The 22,097-nt window shown below is 69.0% G+C and carries 21 protein-coding genes, 1 tRNA gene and 1 pseudogene; 11 read left to right on the top strand and 12 right to left on the bottom strand.

The window, feature by feature from the left end; all coding sequences use genetic code 11:
* Window positions 1-2: 2 nt before the first annotated feature.
* Complete coding sequence (locus ACFYY1_RS13480; protein ID WP_388584235.1) at window positions 3-1,268, bottom strand: MFS transporter; 1,266 nt, start codon at window positions 1,266-1,268, stop codon at window positions 3-5.
* A 408-nt stretch (window positions 1,269-1,676) separates the two neighbouring features.
* Complete coding sequence (gene clpB, locus ACFYY1_RS13475; protein WP_388584233.1) at window positions 1,677-4,265, bottom strand: ATP-dependent chaperone ClpB; 2,589 nt, start codon at window positions 4,263-4,265, stop codon at window positions 1,677-1,679.
* A gap of 260 nt (window positions 4,266-4,525) precedes the next feature.
* On the opposite strand from clpB, the gene ACFYY1_RS13470 reads away from it, so the two are divergent.
* Entirely contained in the window at window positions 4,526-4,930 is a 405-nt protein-coding gene (locus ACFYY1_RS13470) for a pyridoxamine 5'-phosphate oxidase family protein (protein WP_388584231.1), read from the top strand.
* Window positions 4,931-5,070: 140 nt separating this feature from the next.
* Here ACFYY1_RS13470 and ACFYY1_RS13465 read toward each other — a convergent pair whose 3' ends face one another.
* Both ACFYY1_RS13465 and ACFYY1_RS13460 read right to left on the bottom strand, forming a co-directional pair.
* Entirely contained in the window at window positions 5,071-5,391 is a 321-nt protein-coding gene (locus ACFYY1_RS13465; RefSeq protein WP_072487853.1) for a (2Fe-2S)-binding protein, read from the bottom strand.
* Entirely contained in the window at window positions 5,388-5,726 is a 339-nt protein-coding gene (locus tag ACFYY1_RS13460) for a 5'-nucleotidase (RefSeq protein ID WP_388584228.1), read from the bottom strand. Before ACFYY1_RS13460 ends, ACFYY1_RS13465 begins: the two co-directional genes overlap by 4 nt.
* A 128-nt stretch (window positions 5,727-5,854) precedes the next feature.
* On the opposite strand from ACFYY1_RS13460, the gene ACFYY1_RS13455 reads away from it, so the two are divergent.
* Complete coding sequence (locus ACFYY1_RS13455) at window positions 5,855-6,841, top strand: helix-turn-helix transcriptional regulator (protein WP_388584225.1); 987 nt, start codon at window positions 5,855-5,857, stop codon at window positions 6,839-6,841.
* Window positions 6,842-6,953: 112 nt separating this feature from the next.
* Here the strand turns inward: ACFYY1_RS13455 and ACFYY1_RS13450 are convergent, their stop codons facing one another.
* The 4 genes from ACFYY1_RS13450 to dnaK all read right to left on the bottom strand — a co-directional run bounded on the left by ACFYY1_RS13450 (window position 6,954) and on the right by dnaK (window position 11,177).
* Window positions 6,954-7,400, bottom strand: coding sequence for a heat shock protein transcriptional repressor HspR (locus ACFYY1_RS13450; RefSeq protein WP_072487850.1), 447 nt, complete (start codon window positions 7,398-7,400; stop codon window positions 6,954-6,956).
* A gap of 1 nt (window position 7,401) precedes the next feature.
* Complete coding sequence (gene dnaJ, locus ACFYY1_RS13445; protein WP_388584221.1) at window positions 7,402-8,586, bottom strand: molecular chaperone DnaJ; 1,185 nt, start codon at window positions 8,584-8,586, stop codon at window positions 7,402-7,404.
* Between the two features lie 93 nt (window positions 8,587-8,679).
* On the bottom strand, window positions 8,680-9,330 hold the full coding sequence (gene grpE, locus ACFYY1_RS13440; RefSeq protein ID WP_388584218.1) for a nucleotide exchange factor GrpE: 651 nt from the start codon (window positions 9,328-9,330) through the stop codon (window positions 8,680-8,682).
* Complete coding sequence (gene dnaK / locus ACFYY1_RS13435) at window positions 9,327-11,177, bottom strand: molecular chaperone DnaK (protein WP_376636234.1); 1,851 nt, start codon at window positions 11,175-11,177, stop codon at window positions 9,327-9,329. The genes grpE and dnaK overlap by 4 nt, the downstream gene beginning before the upstream one ends.
* Before the next feature lie 287 nt (window positions 11,178-11,464).
* Here dnaK and ACFYY1_RS13430 point away from each other — a divergent pair, with 287 nt between their 5' ends.
* The 5 genes from ACFYY1_RS13430 (at window position 11,465) to ACFYY1_RS13410 (ending at window position 17,462) form a co-directional block, all read left to right on the top strand.
* On the top strand, window positions 11,465-12,112 hold the full coding sequence (locus tag ACFYY1_RS13430; RefSeq protein WP_388584214.1) for a sugar transferase: 648 nt from the start codon (window positions 11,465-11,467) through the stop codon (window positions 12,110-12,112).
* 107 nt (window positions 12,113-12,219) lie between these two features.
* Entirely contained in the window at window positions 12,220-14,487 is a 2,268-nt protein-coding gene (locus tag ACFYY1_RS13425) for a (Fe-S)-binding protein (protein ID WP_388584211.1), read from the top strand.
* A 211-nt stretch (window positions 14,488-14,698) separates the two neighbouring features.
* The gene (locus ACFYY1_RS13420; protein WP_388584208.1) at window positions 14,699-15,661 is read left to right on the top strand and encodes a Yip1 family protein; all 963 of its coding nucleotides are present in this window, start codon (window positions 14,699-14,701) and stop codon (window positions 15,659-15,661) included.
* Between the two features lie 171 nt (window positions 15,662-15,832).
* Window positions 15,833-16,240 carry a YciI family protein gene (locus tag ACFYY1_RS13415; RefSeq protein ID WP_388584706.1) on the top strand — a complete coding sequence of 136 codons (408 nt, stop codon included), beginning with the start codon at window positions 15,833-15,835 and terminating at the stop codon, window positions 16,238-16,240.
* A 31-nt stretch (window positions 16,241-16,271) separates the two neighbouring features.
* Window positions 16,272-17,462 (top strand): RNA polymerase sigma factor, encoded by a 1,191-nt coding sequence (locus ACFYY1_RS13410; RefSeq protein ID WP_388584704.1) that lies wholly within the window; start codon window positions 16,272-16,274, stop codon window positions 17,460-17,462.
* A 27-nt stretch (window positions 17,463-17,489) separates the two neighbouring features.
* Here ACFYY1_RS13410 and ACFYY1_RS13405 read toward each other — a convergent pair whose 3' ends face one another.
* A complete protein-coding gene (locus ACFYY1_RS13405; protein ID WP_266733722.1) occupies window positions 17,490-17,987 on the bottom strand; it encodes a phosphoribosyltransferase in 498 nt (165 codons plus the stop codon).
* 23 nt (window positions 17,988-18,010) lie between these two features.
* Window positions 18,011-18,586, bottom strand: coding sequence for a dCTP deaminase (gene dcd / locus ACFYY1_RS13400; protein ID WP_072487843.1), 576 nt, complete (start codon window positions 18,584-18,586; stop codon window positions 18,011-18,013).
* Between the two features lie 466 nt (window positions 18,587-19,052).
* On the opposite strand from dcd, the gene ACFYY1_RS13395 reads away from it, so the two are divergent.
* Window positions 19,053-19,126: transfer RNA gene (locus ACFYY1_RS13395), tRNA-Gly, on the top strand.
* A gap of 50 nt (window positions 19,127-19,176) precedes the next feature.
* On the opposite strand, the pseudogene ACFYY1_RS13390 reads toward ACFYY1_RS13395, so the two are convergent.
* Window positions 19,177-19,705 (bottom strand): annotated as a pseudogene (locus ACFYY1_RS13390) (site-specific integrase); the annotation flags it as partial.
* 280 nt (window positions 19,706-19,985) lie between these two features.
* On the bottom strand, window positions 19,986-20,234 hold the full coding sequence (locus tag ACFYY1_RS13385) for an SCO4226 family nickel-binding protein (RefSeq protein WP_376626323.1): 249 nt from the start codon (window positions 20,232-20,234) through the stop codon (window positions 19,986-19,988).
* A 355-nt stretch (window positions 20,235-20,589) separates the two neighbouring features.
* Here ACFYY1_RS13385 and ACFYY1_RS13380 point away from each other — a divergent pair, with 355 nt between their 5' ends.
* The 3 genes from ACFYY1_RS13380 to ACFYY1_RS13370 all read left to right on the top strand — a co-directional run bounded on the left by ACFYY1_RS13380 (window position 20,590) and on the right by ACFYY1_RS13370 (window position 21,807).
* Window positions 20,590-20,817 (top strand): hypothetical protein, encoded by a 228-nt coding sequence (locus tag ACFYY1_RS13380; protein WP_376626324.1) that lies wholly within the window; start codon window positions 20,590-20,592, stop codon window positions 20,815-20,817.
* Between the two features lie 113 nt (window positions 20,818-20,930).
* Window positions 20,931-21,227 carry a hypothetical protein gene (locus ACFYY1_RS13375; RefSeq protein WP_388584204.1) on the top strand — a complete coding sequence of 99 codons (297 nt, stop codon included), beginning with the start codon at window positions 20,931-20,933 and terminating at the stop codon, window positions 21,225-21,227.
* 148 nt (window positions 21,228-21,375) lie between these two features.
* Window positions 21,376-21,807 (top strand): SRPBCC family protein, encoded by a 432-nt coding sequence (locus tag ACFYY1_RS13370; RefSeq protein WP_388584201.1) that lies wholly within the window; start codon window positions 21,376-21,378, stop codon window positions 21,805-21,807.
* Window positions 21,808-22,097 lie beyond the last annotated feature (290 nt).

Genomic DNA, 22,097 nt, shown 5'->3' with positions numbered 1-22,097 from the left:
GCCTATGCCTTCCGCGGAATCGTCTGCGTACCGGTCGCCCGCGCCCGTGACCAGGCGGCGGCGGCGAGGATCGCGCACAGCACCCCGAGGAGTCCGGACGCGCCGATGGTGTTCGCCGACGAGCCGGTCAGCTCCGTCGCCACACCCCCGAGGGCGACGCCGATCCCCTGCATGGCGGTCACCCCCGACCTGGCCAGCCCCAGCGCCTGGCCGCGCTGGTCGGCCGGTGTCAGGAGTACGAAGGTGGCCCCGGCGGTGATCTGGTAGGCGGAGCACACCCCGGCCACCAGCAGCAGGAACATGGCCGCGCCGACGCCGGGATCGAGCCAGTAGGCGACCAGCGGCAGATTCGCACCGATCGCCAGCGGCCCGAGCAGCCGGCGCCGCGTCTCGTCGCCGACCCCGGCCCGCCCCAGCAGGGCCGCTCCCAGCACCATCCCGGCCGGATGCGAGGCGAGCAGGAGTCCCACCGAGTACGCGCCACCGCCGGCCTCGTCCGCGAACGGGGCGGCCAGCCCTTCCGGCAGGACGACGAACCCCGCGAGCCACCCCAGGGCGAGCAGCGACCGGAGCCGGCGGTCCGACCAGATCAGCCCCGCCGCGCCCCCGACCTGTGCGCCGAGCCGCTTCTTGCGGGTGTCGGCACTCGCCGCGGGACGGGCCTTCACGCCGAACCGGACCAGGATCGCCGAGAGCAGGAAGGTCGACGCGTTCACGCCCAGCGAGAGGTTGCTGCCCAGCCACGCGGCCAGCAGACCTCCGCCGGCGAAGCCGACCAGCTGCCCGGTCTGGTGGGTGATCTGCATGACCCGCTGGCCGCGTTCGTACCGCTCGGCGCCGAGCACGGTGGGCAGCAGCGCGCCCTGGGCGGCGCCGAAGGGTGCCTCGGCCAGCTGCGCCAGCACCAGCAGCCCGGCGAGCAGCGGCAAGGGCATCCCGGGCAGGGCCATCAGCCCGACCAGCACCATCCGCACGAGGTCGCAGCTGATCATGACCGTACGCCGGGGGAACCGGTCCGCCAGGCCGGACAGGAGTACCCCGGACAGCAGCGCGGGCAAGGTGGTCAGCGCATATGTCGCCGCGGTCCACCCTGGCGAGTCGGTGCGTTCGAACACGAGCAACGACAGGGCCACGCGTGCCAGCTGGTCACCCAGGATCGACTGGGCGTAAGCAGCCCAGAGGGTACGGAATTCGCCAAGGTGAAAGAGATTGTCAGATCTGGGCTTTTTGGGCCCCGAATTGATCTCATCGCCTATCCGCTCGTTCATGCGGGCACGCTACCGACTGCCTAATTCGGCCCCTAACCGCACCTGCGAGTAGGTCACGACGGGCGCCGCGAGGTGTCCTGATTATTCGCGCGACGCCGGGCGGAAGCCGTCGGCGCCCGAACAGAAGTCCCTTGTCAGGGGCGGGTGATGCAGCCGGGGGCGGGGGCGGGCAGGAAGCTGCCGCGCATCGGTGCAGAGCGAGGCGTTTGGCTCAATATCGATGTTGAACGATGGATCATCGAAGGCGGTGGCTATTTTCGCTTTTCTCCCGAAAATGCTGTACTTCCTCGCCCCTTGCCCGGCGGCGCGAACGGCGGAGGGCCGGCAGCGTGAAACGACGGGGCCCCGGCCCGAGGACCGCGCGGCGGTTCCCGGGCCGGGGCCCGTCATCGGCGGGCCGTGCGCCGTCTACGCGGTCGCGGGCCCGACGAGCAGGTCGTCACCGACCCGGTCCACCCGGACGGTGTCGCCGTCCTGCACCTCGCCGGAGAGGATCTCCTTCGCCAGCCGGTCACCGATCGCCGTCTGGATGAGGCGGCGCAGCGGCCGAGCCCCGTACGCCGGGTCGTTGCCCTCCTCGGCCAGCCAGGCCAGGGCGGCCGGGGTGACGTCGAGCGTGAGCTGCCGGTCGGCCAGCCGCTTGGCGAGCCGGTCGATCTGGAGCTGAGCGATGTGCGCGAGCTCGTCACCGGACAGGGCGGAGAAGACCACCAGGTCGTCGAGCCGGTTGAGGAACTCCGGCTTGAACGAGGCCCGTACGACCTCCAGGACGCGTTCCTTCTTCTCCTCGGGCTTGGTCAGCGGGTCGACCAGGAACTGGCTGCCGAGGTTGGAGGTCAGGATCAGGATGGTGTTGCGGAAGTCCACCGTCCGGCCCTGTCCGTCGGTGAGCCGGCCGTCGTCGAGGACCTGGAGCAGGATGTCGAAGACCTCGGGGTGGGCCTTCTCGACCTCGTCCAGCAGCACGACGCTGTACGGGCGGCGGCGGACCGCCTCGGTGAGCTGGCCGCCCTCCTCGTAGCCGACGTATCCGGGCGGGGCTCCGACGAGCCGCGCCACGCTGTGCTTCTCGCTGTACTCGCTCATGTCGATGCGGACCATGGCCCGCTCGTCGTCGAACAGGAAATCGGCGAGCGCCTTCGCCAGCTCCGTCTTGCCGACACCGGTCGGGCCGAGGAAGAGGAACGAGCCGGTGGGCCGGTCGGGGTCGGCGATTCCGGCACGGGTGCGGCGTACCGCGTCCGACACCGCCCGCACGGCCTCGCTCTGCCCGATGAGCCGCCTGCCGAGCTCGTCCTCCATGCGCAGCAGCTTCTGGGTCTCGCCCTCCAGCAGGCGTCCGGCCGGGATGCCGGTCCAGGAGCCGACGACATCGGCGATGTCGTCCGGGCCGACCTCCTCCTTGACCATCGTGTCCTTCGCGGCCTCCTGCTCGGCCTCGCTCGCCTCCGCCAACTCCCGCTCCAGGCCGGGGATCTCCCCGTACAGCAGCTTGGAAGCGGTGTCGAAGTCGCCGTCGCGCTGGGCGCGTTCGGCCTGGCCGTGCAGCTCGTCGAGACGCTCCTTCAGCTCACCGACGCGGTTGAGGCCCTGCTTCTCCTTCTCCCAGCGGGCGTTGAGGCCGCGCAGCTCCTCCTCCTTGTCGGCGAGGTCGCGGCGGAGCTTCTCCAGGCGCTGCCGGGAGCCGGGGTCGGTCTCGTTCTTGAGGGCCAGCTCCTCCATGTGGAGGCGGTCGACGGCGCGCTGGAGCTCGTCGATCTCCACCGGCGAGGAGTCGATCTCCATGCGCAGCCGGGACGCCGCCTCGTCGACCAGGTCGATCGCTTTGTCGGGGAGGAAGCGGGAGGTGATGTAGCGGTCGGACAGGGTCGCGGCGGCCACCAGCGCGGAGTCCGCGATGGAGACCTTGTGGTGGGCCTCGTACCGGCCCTTGAGCCCGCGCAGGATCGCGATGGTGTCCTCGACGCTCGGCTCGGCCACCAGCACCTGCTGGAAGCGGCGCTCCAGGGCGGGGTCCTTCTCGATCCGTTCGCGGTACTCGTCGAGCGTCGTCGCGCCGACCATGCGGAGCTCGCCGCGGGCCAGCATGGGCTTGAGCATGTTGCCGGCGTCCATGGCGGAGTCGCCGCCGGCGCCCGCGCCCACGACGGTGTGCAGCTCGTCGATGAAGGTGATGATCTGCCCGTCGCTCTCCTTGATCTCGGAGAGGACGGTCTTCAGCCGCTCCTCGAACTCGCCCCGGTACTTGGCGCCCGCGACCATCGCGCCGAGGTCGAGCGAGACCAGCCGCTTGTTCTTCAGGGACTCGGGGACGTCGCCCTTGACGATGCGCTGGGCGAGGCCCTCGACGACGGCCGTCTTGCCGACGCCGGGCTCACCGATGAGCACGGGGTTGTTCTTGGTGCGGCGGGAGAGCACCTGGACGACGCGGCGGATCTCCTGGTCACGGCCGATGACCGGGTCGAGCTTGCCCTCGCGTGCGGCCGCGGTGAAGTCGGTACCGAACTTCTCCAGCGCCTTGTACTGGCCCTCCGGGTCGGGTGTGGTCACCCGGCGCCCTCCCCTGCTCTTCTCGAATGCGTCCAGCAGCCTCTTCGCACTGGCTCCCTGCCCACTGAGGATCTCACCGGCGCGGCCGCCCTCGGCCGCGATGCCGATCAGCAGGTGCTCGGTGGAGAGGTAGTCGTCGCCGAGCTCCTTCGCGCGCTGCGCGGCGTCGGCGATGACGGCGAGCAGCTCGCGGTTGGGCTGCGGCGGGGCGACCGTGGACCCGGTGACGCTGGGCTGGGCGCCCAGGAGCCGCTCGGTCTCGGTGCGTACGGCGATCTGGTCGGCCTCGACGGCGGCGAGCAGATCGGTGATGTTCTCGTTGTCCTCGCCCGCGAGCAGCGCGAGCAACAGGTGCCCGGGGGTCAGATCGGGGTGCCCGTCCTTCACGGCCCTGCTGGTGGCCGCATTGATGGCGTCCCGGCTCTTGTTGGTCAGCTCGGCGTCCACGTGCGCTTTCTCCTCCTTGCGGTGACTGGCCTCTCCACAGCACTGACTCTGACTATGTCGACGTGCGTAAAGTTGAGTCTACCCCACTCAAGGCAATATTGAGCGGCCTCCACTCAACTTGATACCGCGGGCCGCCGGGCCGTCCGCCGGCGCCGGGTTCCTTCGAGTGAACCGGCCGCACCGGCCCGCCGCCACCGGGGCGGAGGCTGCGGGCGGGGGCGGCACACCGGGGCCGCCCCCGCGCTGCCTACGCTGTGTCCATGGCAGTCGACGTGACGAATCCCGGCCCCGAGTACCTCGCCTTCTGGCGGGCACGGCATGTGTGCACCCTGACCACGCCCCGCCCCGACGGCACGCCACACGTGGTGCCGGTGGGCGTGACGTACGACCCCGAGACGAGGCTGGCGCGGGTCATCACCGGCAAGAACACCAGGAAGGCCGCCAACGTCCTGGCGGCCGGCCCGGACGGGGCACGGGTCGCCGTCTGTCAGATCGACGGGCGCCGCTGGGCGACGCTGGAGGGGCGCGCGACGGTGCGCACGGAGCCGGAGGTGGTGGCCGACGCGGTACGCCGCTACGCGGAGCGCTACGAGCGCACGCCGCGGCCCAACCCGGACCGGATCGTCATCGAGATCGCCGTGGACCGGGCGCTCGGCAAGGCCTGACCGGCCCGCGGTCCGGGGGCCGGACCCGGCCGGGAAGAGGACACCGGCCGGAAAAGGCACAACGGCGCCATCGTGTTCAGGTCACGATGGCGCCGTTGTGTGGGGGAGTGACTGAGCGACATGGAACGACGGGGGATCGCTCAGGCACTGCGGGGGGTGGCGGAGATAGTCTCTGGCTCGAACAGCTGGTGGTCCCGCCGGTCGAGGTTGACGAAGATCATGTCGTACCGGATCGCGCAGCGGACAGGCTGCGGGGCTCCACGCGGCTTGCGGAGGCAGCGGTACGCGCGTACTTCGTCGTCTTCTTCACGTGCGACAACGATGGGGTCGCCGAACAGAGTGACCATCAACGAGTCGCCACAGTGGGGGATGGCAGTGACGAGATCGATGAAATGCCAGCCTGATCGGTAGGCCGTGGCCATCTCTCGCCGGAAGGTCCGGTCGTCCGGCGGGATGGTCATGCGCTTGTGCGGGCCGTGGCGGAGCCGGTACCGGTGGGCGAGACCCAGCCGATGTCGGCGGGCGAGACCCAGCCGATGTCGGACGACTCGGCGGGCGAGGCCCAGCCGATGTCACCGTTGGCCGAGGCCTGGACGACCCACCCGATGTCGGACGACTTGGCGGGCGCGACCGGCCAGCCGATGTCACCGTCGGCTGCGGCCTCGACGGCCCACCCGATGTCGCCACCGGCAACGCTGTCCTCGCTCCAGCCAATGTCGCTGCCGCCCACCAGCCCGACCCCCAGGGCCGCGACGAACGAGACGGCAAGCGCCGAGCGATGCATTCGCTTATACATAGTCGGCTTCGTCCTCACTTGTGGATTCTTCTCCCCCGCACCTAAGACGATGTCTCACCTGGGCACGCAAGCACCACCGCGTAGATGCATCATGTTCTTGCATGTTCAGGAACCTGGGGGGTGACGATATGACCACAAGCAACACAAAGCCGACACATTCTCATGGGATCACCGAACTGTGCGACGCAGGAGCACGCCTTTACGCCAGTGCTTTGCGGCTGGGACGCATCGCCCGCACCGAAGTGGAACCGGCTCCCTGCCTGATGGAGTTCGCGCTGCTGCATCCCGATCCGGACGACCCGGCCTGGCTCCGGCCCGTTCCGCCGTCCACCGCACTCGCACAACATCTGCATCCCATCGAGCGCGAGATCCTGGACCGGCGCCGGCACTCGGTCGAACTGACGGAGTCGTTCGAGCCGTTCATGGACATCAGCACTCTGGGACCGCCCAGCACCCACGCCATCACGGTGCTGGAGGGTGTGAACCGGATCAACGCGGCCCTCGATCTCGCCACCGCAGAGTGCCGCACCGAAGTGCTCACCGTCCAGCCCGGCGGCGGCCGGAGCGAGGACCGTCTCAGCAAGTCGCTGGAGCGCGGCCTGTCCGTCGTCCACCGCGGCGTCGGTATCCGCACCCTCTACCAGCACACGGCGCGCCACAGCCCCAGCACGCTGGCGTACGCGGAACGCATGGCCGACGACAACATGGAGATACGCACCCTCGAAGAGCTCATCGGCCGCCTGATCGTGTTCGACCGGACCGTCGCCTTCATCCCGGCCAGCGACGACGACCAGGTCGCCCTGGAGCTCCGTCATCCCGGGCTGGTCGAGTACCTGGCCAACGTGTTCGAGCAGCTCTGGACCAGAGCGGCTCCGCTGCGGGAGGAGGTCAAGTACGAACCGACCTCCCTGGGCATCAGCGGGGTACAGCGCTCCATCGCCCAGCTCCTCGTGGAAGGCCATGTGGACGACTCCATCGCCCGCCGCCTCGGCATGAACGTCCGCACCTGCCGGGCCCATGTCGCCAAGCTCGCCGCCGCGCTCGGCAGCAACAGCCGGGCCCAGCTCGGCTATCTGATAGCGCGGTCGGGGATGCTGGAGGAGGAACAGCGCTGAGGGCCCTGCCCCACGAACGGCTTCACCGGTTCGCGGCGGCGTACGGCAAAGGGCCACGGCAAAGGGCCGGGGAACCGGCCCGTGAGCCGCCTCCCCGGCCCCAGGGCCGCGCTCAGTCCTTCGGCCGCTTGGGCCGCCAGACCACCAACGCGCTGGTCTGCTGGACGTCCTGATACGGCACCAGATCGCGCCGGTACGAGGCGTGCACCTGGGCCTCGCGCTGCTGCATCGCCTGTGCCGCGCCGTCCACCGCCGCCGAGAGCTCGGCGACGCGCTGCTGGAGGGCTGCGACCTGGTTCTCCAGCTCGATGATGCGCTTGATGCCGGCGAGGTTGATGCCCTCGTCCTGCGACAGCTGCTGCACGGTGCGCAACAGCTCGATGTCGCGGGCCGAGTAGCGCCTGCCGCGCCCGGCCGTGCGGTCGGGCGAGACGAGGCCGAGACGGTCGTACTGGCGCAGTGTCTGCGGGTGCAGGCCCGAGAGCTGGGCCGCGATCGAGATCACGTACACCGGGGATTCATCGGTCAGTTCGTACGGATTGCGTCGTCGGCCGTCCACCTCAAGCTCCCTTCGCTGCCTGGAACAGCTCCGCCCGCGGGTCCTGGCCCGCGGTCGCCTTCCGGTAGGCCTCCAGGGCGTCCCTGGCCTCGTTGCTGAGGTCGCCGGGCACCTTCACCTCGACGGTGACCAGCAGGTCGCCCCGGGTGCCGTCCTTGCGTACGGCGCCCTTGCCGCGGGCGCGCATCGTGCGCCCGTTGGGAGTGCCCGGGGGCAGCTTCAGCGTGACCGCCGGGCCGCCCAGCGTCGGCACCTTCACCTCGCCGCCGAGCGCCGCCTCCGTGAAGTCGACGGGCACGGTGACCGTGAGGTTGTCGCCCCTGCGGCCGAAGACCGGGTGGGCGTCGACGTGGACCACGACGTACAGATCGCCGGCCGGTCCACCGCGCTCGCCCGGACCGCCCTTGCCGCGCAGCCGGATCCGCTGGTTGTCCGAGACGCCCGCCGGAATCCTGACCTGCATGGTCTTGGAGGACTTCGCCCGTCCGCTGCCCTTGCAGACATCGCACGGGTCCTGGGCGATGAGGCCCCGGCCCTTGCAGTCCACGCAGGGGTCGGTGAGCGAGAAGCCGCCGCCGGTGCCGCGCGAGACCTGTCCGGTGCCGAGGCAGGTCTGGCAGACCCTGGGGGTGCCGTTCTTGTCGCCGGTGCCGGAGCACGCCTTGCAGGGCGCCTGGCTGGACATCCGCAGCGGGACCGTGGCCCCCTCGACGGCCTCGGTGAAGCTGAGCGTCACCTCGGACTCGATGTCCTGGCCGCGACGCGGCTGCACCCGTGTCCCCGCACCGCCCCGGTTGAACAGGCCGCCGAAGACGTCGCCCAGACCGCCGCCGCCGAAACCGCCGGCCGCGCCGCCCTGGCCCCCGCCCTGGCCGCCTCCGAAGAGGTCGCCGAGGTCGAAGTTGAAGTTGCCTCCCGCGCCGCCGGGTCCGGCCCGGAAGCCGCCGTTGCCGAAGAGGGCGCGTGCCTCGTCGTACTCCTTGCGCTTCTTGCTGTCTCCGAGGACGTCGTTCGCCTCGGAGATCTCCTTGAAGCGCTCCTCGGCCTTGTCGTCGCCCTTGTTGGCGTCCGGGTGGAACTCGCGGGCGAGCTTCCGGTACGCCTTCTTGATCTCGGCGTCGGTGGCGTCCTTGGGGACGCCGAGGACCTTGTAGTAGTCCTTCTCGACGAAGTCCTTCGTGCTCATCGACGTCCCTCCTTCCGGACGATCGGCCATGCGACCGGCCCGCTGGCCGGTCGCATGGCCGGGCGGTGCGCCGCGAGGTGGTCGGACGGAATGTCAGACCTCCTCGGTGCCACCGCTCTCCTCGTCGGTTGCCTTCTCTTCCTTCGATGCGGCCGGTGTCGCACCCGGCTGCGGTTCGGCCACCGCCACCCGCGCGGGGCGGATGGTGCGCTCGCCGATCCGATACCCCGGCTGCAGGATCGCCACGCAGGTCGTCTCGGTGACATCCGGCGCGTACGAGTGCATCAGGGCTTCGTGGATCGTCGGGTCGAAGGGCTCGCCCTCCTTGCCGAACTGCTGCAGGCCCAGCTTGGCGACGACCGTCTCCAGGGATTCGGCCACCGACTTGAACCCGCCCACGAGCTCGTTGTGGTCCCGGGCCCGGCCGACGTCGTCGAGCACGGGCAGGAGCTCGGACAGGAGACCCGCGACTGCGATCTCCTTGACCGTGGCCCGGTCCCGCTCGACGCGGCGGCGGTAGTTCTGGTACTCGGCCTGGAGCCGCTGGAGGTCGCCCGTGCGCTCGTTGAGCGCGGTGCGGACCTGGTCCAGCTGGGCCGTCAGGCCGACTGTCTGTACTGCGTCCCCGGCCGGGGCCGCCCCCTCCTCCGAAGAGGAAGAGGCGTCCTTCGGCTCAGCTCCGTCAGGGGTGGCGCCGGAGGGGACGTCGGGCTTCTCCTCGAAACCCGGAGTCTCCTCGGTCACACCGCACCGCCCTTGGCGTCCTTCTCGTCGTCCACGATCTCGGCGTCGACGACGTCGTCGTCGGCCTTGGCCTGGGCACCGGGCTGCGGGTCGCCCTGCGGGGCGCCGTCGGCCTGGGCGTTGGCGTACATCGCCTGGCCGAGCTTCTGCGAGACGGCCGCGACCTTCTCGGTGGCGGTACGGATCTCGGCGGTGTCCTCGCCCTTGAGCTTCTCCTTCAGCTCGGTGAGCGCGGTCTCCACCTCCGTCTTCACGTCAGCGGGGACCTTGTCCTCGTTGTCCTTGAGGAACTTCTCCGTCTGGTAGACGAGCTGCTCGCCCTGGTTGCGCGACTCGGCGGCCTCGCGGCGGCGGTGGTCCTCCTCCGCGTACTGCTCGGCCTCCTCACGCATCCGGTTGACCTCGTCCTTCGGCAGCGAGGAACCGCCGGTGACGGTCATCTTCTGCTCCTTGCCGGTGCCGAGGTCCTTGGCGGCGACGTGCATGATGCCGTTCGCGTCGATGTCGAACGCGACCTCGATCTGCGGGACGCCACGCGGGGCCGGCGGCAGGCCGGTCAGCTCGAACATGCCGAGCTTCTTGTTGTACGCCGCGATCTCGCGCTCGCCCTGGTAGACCTGGATCTGCACGGACGGCTGGTTGTCCTCGGCCGTCGTGAAGATCTCGGACCGCTTGGTCGGGATCGTGGTGTTGCGCTCGATGAGCTTGGTCATGATGCCGCCCTTGGTCTCGATACCGAGGGACAGCGGGGTGACGTCGAGGAGCAGGACGTCCTTGACCTCGCCCTTGAGGACACCGGCCTGGAGCGAGGCGCCGATGGCGACGACCTCGTCCGGGTTCACACCCTTGTTGGCCTCCTGGCCACCGGTCAGCTCCTTGACGAGCTCGGCGACGGCCGGCATACGGGTGGAGCCACCGACGAGAACGACGTGGTCGATCTCGGTGAGCTGGATGCCCGCGTCCTTGATGACGTTGTGGAACGGCGTCTTGCAGCGGTCCAGGAGGTCAGCGGTGAGCTGCTGGAACTGCGAGCGCGTGAGCTTCTCGTCCAGGTGCAGCGGGCCCTCGGCGGACGCCGTGATGTAAGGCAGGTTGATCGTGGTCTCGGTCGAGGACGAGAGCTCGATCTTCGCCTTCTCCGCGGCCTCGCGCAGACGCTGGAGCGCCATCTTGTCCTTGGACAGGTCCACGCCGTGCCCGTTGGCGAACTGCTTCACCAGGTAGTCGACGACGCGCTGGTCCCAGTCGTCACCACCGAGGTGGTTGTCACCGTTGGTGGCCTTCACCTCGACGACGCCGTCGCCGATCTCCAGGAGCGACACGTCGAAGGTGCCGCCACCGAGGTCGAAGACGAGGATCGTCTGGTCGTCCTTGTCGAGCCCGTACGCCAGCGCGGCGGCGGTCGGCTCGTTGACGATGCGCAGGACGTTCAGGCCCGCGATCTCGCCGGCCTCCTTGGTCGCCTGACGCTCGGAGTCGTTGAAGTACGCGGGGACGGTGATGACCGCGTCGGTCACCTTCTCGCCCAGGTACGACTCGGCGTCGCGCTTCAGCTTCTGCAGGACGAAGGCGCTCATCTGCTGCGGGTTGAAGCTCTTGCCGTCCAGGTCGATCTTCCAGTCGGTGCCCATGTGGCGCTTGACCGAGCGGATCGTCCTGTCGACGTTGGTCACTGCCTGGCGCTTGGCGACCTCGCCGACCAGCACCTCGCCGTTCTTCGCGAAGGCGACGACGGACGGCGTGGTCCTGGCGCCCTCTGCGTTGGTGATGACGGTGGGCTCGCCGCCTTCGAGAACGCTGACGACGGAGTTAGTCGTGCCCAGGTCGATGCCGACCGCACGTGCCATTTCAATTCCTCCAGCTTGACTACTTGAGTGGATCTGACTCAAGGATGCACGACCCCCGCCCCACTGTCAACAGACCTGAGTCGAGGCGACTCAACTATCGTGCACAGACCCCGCGCGGCACGAGATTTCCCCGCCCCCACGGCCGACCCGGTCACCCACGACACCCCCGACCCTCGGGCGGCGCAGCCCGCCCCCATCATCGCCCCATGGGATCGTTCTGTCACAAAATGCCGTGAGCCACGCAAAACCGGCATTCGATCCGCCGCGACCCCAGGCAGGTGCGAACGATGCAGACACGGAGACGGGGACGAGCACGGGCACAGGCACAGGCACAGGTACAGGTACGCGTACGACGGTGGCAGTACCCGCCGGCCAAACGCGTACTGGACGTGACCCTCGGCTCGGCCCTCCTGGCCCTGACCTCCCCCCTGCTCGCCGCGGGCGCCCTCGCCCTCGCGGCACGCAGACCCCCCGGCGGCGTACTGACCCGCTCCCCCCGGACCGGCCTGGGCGGCCACGTCTTCGTGCTGCGCTCGCTGCGCACCCGGCACCTGCGGCTGGACCTGCTCTCCCGACTGCCGTACGTGGTACGGGGAGACCTCTCCCTGGTCGGCCCGGAACCCCTGACCCCGGACGACGCCGGCCTCGCCGCGGCACACTGGCGACAGGAGCTGAAACCCGGCCTGACCGGCCTGGCGCAGGTGCACTCCCGCTCCGGAATGCCGTGGTACGAGCCGGACCTGCTCGACCAGCACTACGCCGAGCACCGTGGAATGGGGCTGGACCTGGCCATCCTGGCGAGGGCCGCGCGCCTTCCACTGCGCGAGGCGGCCCGCGGGCTCACACGGCACAAAAAGGCGCGCCCGAGCGACACAGATCACCGCCCGTCCGGCTACAGCACGGAGGAAGAAGTGGGTAGTGTCAGCACAGACTGATTAAGTTACTGCTTAGTAATCACTCTGATCACTGATAATCGCCAGTACTCGTCTCATTGACGCTGGATCCGACCCTCCCCACCCTCGCAGGCCCGAGGAGCCCCCAAATGCAACTCGCCGCGATCATCGTGTCGCTGGTTCTGATCGTGGTCGGCGTGGCCCTGTTCCTCCGCGCCCTCCTGCAGATCTACAACTTCATGCGGCTCGGCCAGAACGTGCCCGCCGGCACCCGCACGGACGAGCCCGCACAGCGCACCGTCACCGTGGTCAGGGAGTTCCTCGGCCATACCCGGATGAACCGCTGGGGCATCGTCGGTGTCGCGCACTGGTTCGTGGCGGTGGGCTTCTTCTCGCTGCTGCTGACGATCGTCAACGCCATCGGCCAGCTCTTCAAGGCCGACTGGCTCCTGCCGATCATCGGCGACTGGGCACCGTACAACGTCTTCGTCGAGTTCATCGGCACGATGACCGTGCTCGGCATCGTGACCCTGATCGTGATCCGGCAGCTGGCCCACCCGCGCAAGCCGGGCCGCAAGTCCCGCTTCGCCGGGTCCAACTTCGGCCAGGCGTACTTCGTCGAGGCCGTCATCCTCATCGTCGGCGTCTGCATCTTCATGCTGCACGCCCTCGAAGGCGCCCAGCACCACGTCGACGGCTACGAGGCCTCCTTCTTCATCTCGTACCCGGTCGTCAACTGGCTGGAGGGCCTGGACGTCTCCACCCTCCAGAACCTCACCTACTTCTTCGCCGGCCTGAAGATCGCGACCTCCTTCATCTGGATGATCACGGTCGCGCTGAAGCAGGACATGGGCGTCGCCTGGCACCGTTTCCTGGCCTTCCCGAACATCTGGTTCAAGCGCAACGCCAAGGGCGAGACCTCGCTCGGCGAGCTGCTGCCGATGACCTCCGGCGGCAAGGAGATCGACTTCGAGGACCCGGGCGAGGACGACGTCTACGGTGTCTCGCAGATCGAGCACTTCTCCTGGAAGGGCCTGCTGGACTTCTCCACCTGCACCGAGTGCGGCCGCTGCCAGTCGCAGTGCCCCGCCTGGAACACCGGGAAGCCGCTCTCCCCCAAGCTCCTGATCATGTCCCTGCGCGACCACGCGCACGCCAAGGCCCCGTATCTGCTGGCCGGCGGCGGCAAGGACATGGAGGGCAACGAGAAGGCGTCCGAGGAGCAGCTGAAGGACGTCCCGGCCGCCGCTCTCGCCGAGGCCGAGCGCCCGCTGATCGGCACGGTCGAGGAGAACGGCGTCATCGACCCGGACGTGCTGTGGTCCTGCACCACCTGCGGTGCGTGCGTGGAGCAGTGCCCGGTCGACATCGAGCACATCGACCACATCGTCGACATGCGCCGCTACCAGGTGATGATCGAGTCCGCGTTCCCGTCCGAGGCGGGCACGATGCTCAAGAACCTGGAGAAGAAGGGCAACCCCTGGGGCCTGGCGAAGAAGCAGCGCGTCGAGTGGACCAAGGAGGTCGACTTCGAGGTCCCGATCGTCGGCAAGGACGTCGAGGACCTCACGGAGGTCGACTACCTGTACTGGGTCGGCTGCGCGGGCGCCCTGGAGGACCGGGCCAAGAAGACCACCAAGGCCTTCGCGGAGCTGCTGCACATCGCGGGCGTCAAGTTCGCGATCATGGGCGGCGACGAGAAGTGCACCGGTGACTCCGCCCGCCGTCTGGGCAACGAGCCGCTGTTCCAGCAGCTCGGCCAGGAGAACGTCGCGATGCTGAATATGGCGTTCGGCGAGGACGACGAGGACGACTCGACCAAGAAGGCGAAGTCGCTCAAGAAGATCGTCGCGACCTGCCCGCACTGCTTCAACACCATCGCCAACGAGTACCCGCAGCTCGGCGGCGAGTACGAGGTCATCCACCACACCCAGCTGCTCCAGCACCTCATCGACGAGGGCAAGCTGATCCCGGTGACCCCGGTCGAGGGCCTGATCACGTACCACGACCCGTGCTACCTGGGCCGTCACAACAAGATCTACACCCCGCCGCGCGAGATCATCGCGAAGGTCCCGGGCCTCCGGAACGAGGAGATGCACCGCCACAAGGAGCGGGGCTTCTGCTGCGGTGCCGGTGGTGCCCGGATGTGGATGGAGGAGCGGATCGGCAAGCGCATCAACAACGAGCGCGTCGACGAGGCTCTGTCCCTCAACCCCGACATCGTCTCCACCGCCTGCCCGTTCTGCCTGGTCATGCTGACCGACTCGGTCAACGGCAAGAAGAACGACGGCAAGGCCAAGGAGTCGATCCAGGTGGTCGACGTGTCGCAGCTGCTGCTGGACTCCGTGAAGACCCCGGCCGACCCGGCCGGTGAGGCGGAGTCGGCCGACGCGCCGGAGCCGGAGCCGGTGAAGTAACCCGGCGAGCCGCACGACGGAAGCGGCCGGACCTGCCCAGAGGGCGGGACCGGCCGCTTCCGCTTTTCCGTACGCGACCGCGCGGCCGACCCGGCGTCCTGGGGCTGTCCCCCCGGGGTTCCCCTAGGGGATGTCACAGCTCGGCGGCAATGGCGGGCAGGTTCCCCAGGCCCCCTGACCGCACCGGCCCGGACCAGGTACGTTCGATGACGTGGCTGGATTCAGGATCGGACGCGGCCGGGACAACCGCACCCCGCAGCAAGCGCAACAGCAACCGCGGCAGCAGCCGTACGGCACACAGGCACCACCGCCGTACGGTCAACAGCCCTGGCCACCGGCAGGAGGCAACGCGGCCTCGCCGCCGTACAACAACGGCGGCTACAACGGCGGCGGTCAAGGCGGCGGCAATGGCGGCTACAACGGTGGCGGCCACGGCGGCGGCCACGGCGAGCCGGAGTACTTCGGCGACCCGTACCACCAGCCCCAGCACCCCCAGAGCCCCCACGGCTCCCCCCAGCACGGCGACCCGTACGCCAACTCCCCCGGCCATACCCAGGCGTTCAGCATCGGCGAGGACCCGTACGGCCCCGGCGACACCTACCGCGCCGGCCAGGCCCCCGCCCAGCCCGCAGGCCCCCGGCTGCCGTGGAAGGAGCTGCTCACCGGCATCGTGCTCCGCCCGGGACCGACGTTCTGGCAGATGCGCGACTACCCCGTCTGGGGTCCGGCGCTCGTCGTCACGTTCCTGTACGGCCTGCTCGCCCTCTTCGGCTTCGACCAGGCCCGGGACGACGCGATCCACGCGACGATCTCCACCGCGGTGCCCTACGTCGTCATCACGGGCATCGGCTTCGTCATCGGCGGCCTCGTCCTGGGCGCGGTCACGCACACCCTCGCCCGCCAGCTCGGCGGCGACGGCGCGTGGCAGCCGACGGTGGGCCTGTCCATGCTGATCATGTCGATCACGGACGCGCCCCGCCTGATATTCGCGCTCTTCCTCGGCGGCGAGAACTCCTTGGTCCAGATCCTCGGCTGGGTCACCTGGCTGGCCTCGGCCGCGCTCTTCACCTCAATGGTGAGCAAGTCGCACGACCTGCCGTGGCCGAAGGCGCTGGGCGCGTCCGCGATCCAGCTGATCGCGCTGCTGTCGATCATCAAGCTGGGCACGATCTGACCCGGCACCCGCCCGCTTCCGCACACCGAAACCCCCGGCACGTTCCGTCCGCCGGGGGTTTCTTCGTAAAGATTCGTAAAGAGGCGGACGCGGATGTCGAAAACCCGTGACCTGCTCCGTCCCAGCGGTGAACGCGACCAGAATGGGCCGCACCAGCACGAGGAGTACACGATGGCCAAGTACCTGATGCTCAAGCACTACCGCGGCGCTCCGGACGCGGTGAACTGCGTCCCCATGGACCAGTGGACGCCGGAGGAGATCACGGCGCACGTGCAGTACATGAACGACTTCGCGGCCCGGCTGGAGAAGACCGGCGAGTTCGTCGACGCCCAGGCGCTCGCCCCCGAGGGCACGTGGGTCCGGTACGACGGCGAGGGGCGCCCGCCGGTCACCGACGGCCCGTTCGCCGAGACCAAGGACCTCATCGCCGGCTGGATGGTGATCGACGTCGACAGTCACGAGCGCGCCGTGGAGCTGGCCGGGGAGCTGTCGGCCGCCCCCGGGGCGGGCGGGGAGCCGATCCACGAATGGCTGGAGCTGCGCCCGTTCCTGACCGAGCCGCCCACCATCTCCGAGTGACTGGACCGACTCGGCGATGAACGGCTCATCCATCGACGAGGCCCTCCTGCGGAGCCTCACGCCGAGTGTGCTCGGCATCCTCGTCCGCCGCGGAGCCGACTTCGCGGCGGCCGAGGACGCCGTGCAGGACGCGCTGGTCGAGGCGGTCCGCGTCTGGTCGGCCGGCCCTTCCCCAAGCTCTCGGCTGCGCTCGAACGGGGGAGACCCCATCCGCGACCCGAAGGCCTGGCTGATCACCGCGGCCTGGCGCAAGTTCCTCGACGCGACCCGGGCGGACACCGCCCGCCGCCGGCGCGAGGACCTGGCCGACGAGGAACCGGCGCCCGGACCCGCGCCCGCGGTGGACGACACGCTCCAGCTCTACTTCCTGTGCGCCCACCCGTCGTTGACCCCGTCGTCCGCGGTCGCCCTCACCCTGCGCGCCGTCGGCGGGCTCACCACCCGCCAGATCGCGCAGGCGTACCTCGTACCCGAGGCGACCATGGCGCAGCGCATCAGCCGCGCCAAGCGCACCGTCTCCGGCGTCCGGTTCGACCGGCCCGGGGACGTCGCCACCGTGCTGCGCGTCCTCTACCTGGTCTTCAACGAGGGCTACTCCGGCGACATCGACCTCGCCGCCGAGGCCATCCGGCTCACCCGGCAGCTGGCGGCCGTGATCGACCACCCCGAGGTGTCCGGGCTGCTCGCCCTCATGCTGCTCCACCACGCCCGGCGCGCCGGGCGGACCGCACCGGACGGCAGCCTCGTACCGCTCGCCGAGCAGGACCGCAGCCGGTGGGACACCGCGTTGATCGCCGAGGGCATCGGCATCCTCCAGGCGGCCCTCGCCCGCGACCGGCTGGGCGAGTTCCAGGCCCAGGCCGCCATCGCGGCCCTCCACGCCGACGCGCCCACCGCCGGGGAGACCGACTGGCCGCAGATCGTCGAGTGGTACGACGAGCTCGCCCGCCTGACCGACAACCCGGTCGTCCGCCTCAACCGCGCGGTGGCCATCGGCGAGGCCGACGGACCACGCGCCGGCCTGGCGGCACTCGCGGCGCTCGACGACTCGCTCCCCCGCCACACCGCGGTGGCGGCCTACCTCCACGAACGCGACGGCGACCTGTCGACAGCGGCACGCCTCTACGCCGAGGCCGCCCGGAAGGCACCCAGCCTCCCCGAACGCGACCACCTGACCCGTCAGGCGGCCCGCCTCAACACCCACCACCGCCACTGCCCCTGAGCAGCCCCGCTCCGGGCCCGGCAGGGGTCAGGCGTCGAGAACCTGCCCACTGCGCCGCACGACGGGCTTGTCCACACTCCACGGGAAGTTGATCCAGCGGTCGGTCTTCTTCCACACGTATTCGCACTTCACCAGCGAATGCGACTTCTCGTAGATGACCGCGCTGCGTACCTCGGCGACGTGATCGATACAGAAATCACGCACCAGCTTCAGCGTCTTCCCGGTATCGGCGACATCGTCGGCGATCAGGACCTTCTTGTCCGAGAAGTCGATGGCATTGGGAACGGGCGCCAGCATGACCGGCATTTCCAGGGTGGTGCCCACCCCGGTGTAGAACTCCACGTTCACCAGGTGAATGTTCTTGCAGTCCAGCGCATAGGCGAGCCCGCCGGCGACGAATACCCCGCCCCGCGCGATGCTGAGCACCACATCGGGCTCGAATCCGTCGTCCGCCACGGTCTGCGCCAGCTCACGCACGGCACGGCCGAACCCTTCGTAGGTCAGGTTCTCCCGCACGTCGTCCACGTTCACATCACCGCTCATGGGAATCACACCTGGGTCCGATGGAAATTCATGAAGGAACGCGACGCCGTCGGCCCGCGCTGGCCCTGGTACCGCGACCCGTACCGCTCGGAGCCGTACGGGAACTCCGAGGGCGAGCTCAGCCGGAACATGCACAGCTGCCCGATCTTCATTCCGGGCCACAGCTTTATCGGCAGCGTCGCGAGATTCGACAGCTCCAGCGTCACGTGCCCGGAGAATCCGGGGTCGATGAACCCGGCGGTCGAATGCGTGACGAGCCCGAGCCGCCCCAGCGAACTCTTGCCCTCCAGCCGCGACGCAAGATCGTCGGGCAACGAAATGACTTCGTACGTCGACGCGAGCACGAACTCACCGGGGTGAAGGATGAACGCCTCGTCCCCGTCGGGCTCGACCATGCGCGTCAGATCGGCCTGTTCGACGGCCGGGTCGATATGCGGATAGCGGTGGTTCTCGAACACCCGGAAGTAGCGGTCGAGCCGCACATCGATGCTCGATGGCTGCACCATCGACGCATCGAACGGATCAATGCGTACACGTCCGGCGTCGATCTCGGCCCGGATGTCCTTATCTGAGAGAAGCACGCCCCGAGGATACGCAGAACGCGCGGGCCCACCCCAATCCGGGACCACCCGCGCGCCTGCCACCGCCGCTACCGCCGCTCGAACACCACGGGCACGGCATGCCGCAACCGAGCACAACGCGGACAGCGAATGAGCCGCCCGGGACCGATCCGCCCGGCCCCGAGATGCTGCATCGGGAACGAAGCGGTAGCGAAAACGTGCCCTTCGGCACAGCGGACGACGGTGCGCTCCATGGAGTCCATCAAGTCCCTTCCCCAACAAGCCTTGGACGAGAACGCCACATTAGGGGATGAACAGGACGCCACTCCACACGGCACTCCGACCCCCCACGCTACGCCCCCAACTCCCGCCCACAGCACGCGCATCCACCCTCTCCGCACAGCGAAAAGGCCCCGCGGCTCAAACGCCGGGGACCTGGCATGGGGTACAGTGTGCAGCGGTAGCCGCCGGTCAGGCGGCATGCTTCGCGGGTGTAGTTTAATGGTAGAACATGAGCTTCCCAAGCTCAGAGCGCGAGTTCGATTCTCGTCACCCGCTCCATGAAAAGCCCCAGGCCAGCGGCCGGGGGCTTCTTTGTTGTCCGGACCAGTTCAGGCGTCCCGTGCCCGTTGCGTGCCCGATGGCTGATCGTCGGGCACCTGGCCGGCCTTCTCCGGCTCTGTCTGGACGCGGGCGTCGATCCCGTCGGTTACTTGCCTCTGCCGCTCCAGGCTCGAGTGCTGACAGACCAGCGCGGCCCGCTCCGAGGACTGCCCGGCACGCACCATCCGTGTCCTTAGGGGTGGCGCCCGACTGTGACGAGAGAGTGTGCCCGGTGTTACGAGGATCGTAGAACCGGAAGTTGTCCGGGAGTTCGACCTTGGCGCGAGCATGCCGCCACTTCCGTCCAGAGGACGACCGCCGGGACGGGGCACCCTTCTCCCCTGCGAACAGCAGTCTGTCCGGTGTCTTCTCCGCGTACCGGGCCAGGTGTCGCTTCAGGTCTTTCTCCATGAAGGCCGACAGGACCAGGAATCGCCTGCCCGCGTCCGTTTTGGTGTCGCCAGGTGCCCGGCGTCCGGCGGTGAGCTCCGGCTCAGCCGCACGCATCCAGATGCCGACGTTGTCCAGGTCGACATCGCAATGGGCTCAGGGGAGTTGAGCGAGCGTCGACTCGGGCCCCCTTGGAGCCGGTTCGCACCACCGGACAGCCTCCGGCAGCTGATCCATACGGAAGTTCACGTCATGGACAGAGCATGTTCGCGCCATGTTCGTCAGCTGTGACGTGCTCTCGGAGCCCGCCTGGAACACCTCGCGCGGGGGCAGGGGCGGGCGGCCTCGACCACGGCCTGCGAATCCGCGCCCATCGACAGCAGCCGCCCGCCCCCCGCCTGAGGTTCTCCGTGGGCAGAGGGCTTTTTCACACGGTCAGGGGGACTGGGTGGATCTCGTCGGCCCGGTGACCAGCGCGTTCGTGAATGCGCTGGACCGCTTCAGCCGAGGGGGCCTCGGAGAGGCAGTAGACAGTTCCAGACTCCGGATCCGCCCAGGCCTTCTCGAAGTGGACGCCTTCCTCCTTCTCGATGGCCAGGTCGGCCTTGTGGGTTTCCTTCAGCTGGTCGGCCGTGAGGCCCTTCATTCCGTGGTGGACGTCCATGAACTGGGTCATGGTGTCGTGCCTCCTTCCGACTGCCGCGTCCCGGCGGATGCTGAGTCGCTTGCCAGCTTCGTTACGTCCATCCTGTGCCTGTATGACCGTGATGGCGACCGTGCGGCACCCGCCAGCCGGATTCCAGCACATGCGACATCGGACGAGAGGCCGGGGCTACCGGCGCTACAGAAAGCCGTCCGTGCGTGCCCTCCACGTGCCCGATCCAGCAGTACCAAACGGGGAACTACAGCGACCGCCCCCGAAACGCGCAGGTCAGAGTCTCGGCAGTTCAGCCCCCATCCAGTTGCGCGATCTTCCGAGCTGGTGCTCTGGCGCGGTTGACGGAGGCCTGCCCATTGGGTCGGCTCCGACCATGACTGCGGACCCGAGCGAGTACGCGAAGGCCATGCCTGCGGTGTCGGCGTTCCTGAAGAAGATGGAACGAGGCGTCGACCGTACGCGAGCGACGCACACGGGGCAGCCTTACTCAACAGTCCGGCGGGCCCTTGTCCTCGCCCTGGAGGAAGAAGGGGCTCCCCCGATGGTGCCGCAAGTGGTCGACGAGCTGGCCCGGCAGATCTCCGAGGGGACCAACCGCTGACACAGGCTTCCCTGTTGGTGCACAGCCGCAGCAAGGGCGGAAGTGGTGCCACAAACCTACGATGGTTTGAGAAGGCGCCATCAAATCGAACCGGCGTTCCAGAGGGGGCCGCGATGGTGGAGCACTTTGTCTGGGTGACGACACGCCGCATCAAGCCGGGCGCGTTGGAGGAGTTCGAGAGGGCCTGGCGCCCGGACCCGTACCCGCAGGCGCTGCGCCGTGCCTACGCGTACTGGTCCGAGGACCGGCAAGAGATCACCGGGGTGTCGTTCTGGGAGACCAAGGAAGCGTGCGACTCCTGGCGGGCCTCCGCGGCGGAGACGCAACGGCGTGAGGCCATGGCCCCTTACGTCGTCGAGGAGCGAAAAGGCTTCTACCGCGGCCGCGAACTCGGGGTCGGGCACGCCTGAAGCCGTCGCGGTCCTTCTGCCCGCGTCCCGGAACGCCGAGGACAGGCAGCACCGGCCGCGGACACCGACTCCCGGCCCCCATCGATCCTCCGGGGACGATACTGGAGTCATGGCCCCATAAACGGTGAACCGAGTTTTGAGGTGGCCGATGAGCACTCTCGAAGAACAGATCGACGTTGCTGCTCCGATCGCTGTGGCCTGGGAGAACCTCCATGAGGTGGAGAACTATCCGCGATTCGTCGAAGGAGTACGCGAGGCTCGTTCCGAAGACGGGCACCGGGCGCACTTGGACGTCGACGCGGGCGGCCGGGCTCAGGAGTTCGAAGCCGAGATCACCGACCGCGGCAAGGGACACATGCTGGAGTGGCAGACCACGAGCGGTCCGGACCTGGCGGGAACCTTCTCACTGCTGCCCATCGACCGGGAGCACACCCGAGTCCAGGCCCGTATCGAATACGACCCGGGCACCGTCAAGGAGGCGTTCGGCGGGCCGAAGGGATTCGCCCAGGCGACCGCGATCGAACGGCTTGTACGGGACGACCTGGAGCACTTCAAGGAGTTGGTCGAACGGGAACGGTGAGGCGCCCCCACCGGTCGGGGTTGGCCTCACGCTTCGCGAGGTCGTATGACGGCAGGGTCCAGGGCCGCACAGAGCTGACTCACCGCCGCCGCAGGGCGGCACCGCACGGGGCCGGGACCGCGACGCACGGTCCGGGCCCTGCTGCCGTATCGGGGCTCTGCGGCCGTGGCGGGCGCGGCCGGTCCCGCTCAGCTCTCGGCCGACCACCCGGGGTGGGCGTGCCACTACGTGCCAGTCAGGACGGTAAACAGCGGTCGGCAGAGGCCCGCACGAAGCCACTGCGACACGCC

The sequence above is a fragment of the Streptomyces sp. NPDC001890 genome, assembly GCF_042891445.1.
Taxonomy (GTDB): domain Bacteria; phylum Actinomycetota; class Actinomycetes; order Streptomycetales; family Streptomycetaceae; genus Streptomyces.
Note: the sequence above shows the minus strand (reverse complement) of the source record. Positions and strands in the feature narration are given on the sequence as shown.

What these genes read in the sequence shown, in the direction of transcription:
- ACFYY1_RS13480 (WP_388584235.1), bottom strand. Translation starts at nt 1,268, where the DNA reads ATGAACGAGCGGATAGGCGATGAGATCAATTCGGGGCCCAAAAAGCCC.
- ACFYY1_RS13470 (WP_388584231.1), top strand. Translation starts at nt 4,526, where the DNA reads ATGGCAGTCGACGTGACGAATCCCGGCCCCGAGTACCTCGCCTTCTGG.
- ACFYY1_RS13465 (WP_072487853.1), bottom strand. Translation starts at nt 5,391, where the DNA reads ATGACCATCCCGCCGGACGACCGGACCTTCCGGCGAGAGATGGCCACG.
- ACFYY1_RS13460 (WP_388584228.1), bottom strand. Translation starts at nt 5,726, where the DNA reads ATGTATAAGCGAATGCATCGCTCGGCGCTTGCCGTCTCGTTCGTCGCG.
- ACFYY1_RS13455 (WP_388584225.1), top strand. Translation starts at nt 5,855, where the DNA reads ATGACCACAAGCAACACAAAGCCGACACATTCTCATGGGATCACCGAA.
- dnaJ (WP_388584221.1), bottom strand. Translation starts at nt 8,586, where the DNA reads ATGAGCACGAAGGACTTCGTCGAGAAGGACTACTACAAGGTCCTCGGC.
- dnaK (WP_376636234.1), bottom strand. Translation starts at nt 11,177, where the DNA reads ATGGCACGTGCGGTCGGCATCGACCTGGGCACGACTAACTCCGTCGTC.
- ACFYY1_RS13430 (WP_388584214.1), top strand. Translation starts at nt 11,465, where the DNA reads ATGCAGACACGGAGACGGGGACGAGCACGGGCACAGGCACAGGCACAG.
- ACFYY1_RS13425 (WP_388584211.1), top strand. Translation starts at nt 12,220, where the DNA reads ATGCAACTCGCCGCGATCATCGTGTCGCTGGTTCTGATCGTGGTCGGC.
- ACFYY1_RS13415 (WP_388584706.1), top strand. Translation starts at nt 15,833, where the DNA reads ATGGCCAAGTACCTGATGCTCAAGCACTACCGCGGCGCTCCGGACGCG.
- ACFYY1_RS13385 (WP_376626323.1), bottom strand. Translation starts at nt 20,234, where the DNA reads ATGACCCAGTTCATGGACGTCCACCACGGAATGAAGGGCCTCACGGCC.
- ACFYY1_RS13380 (WP_376626324.1), top strand. Translation starts at nt 20,590, where the DNA reads ATGACTGCGGACCCGAGCGAGTACGCGAAGGCCATGCCTGCGGTGTCG.
- ACFYY1_RS13375 (WP_388584204.1), top strand. Translation starts at nt 20,931, where the DNA reads ATGGTGGAGCACTTTGTCTGGGTGACGACACGCCGCATCAAGCCGGGC.
- ACFYY1_RS13370 (WP_388584201.1), top strand. Translation starts at nt 21,376, where the DNA reads ATGAGCACTCTCGAAGAACAGATCGACGTTGCTGCTCCGATCGCTGTG.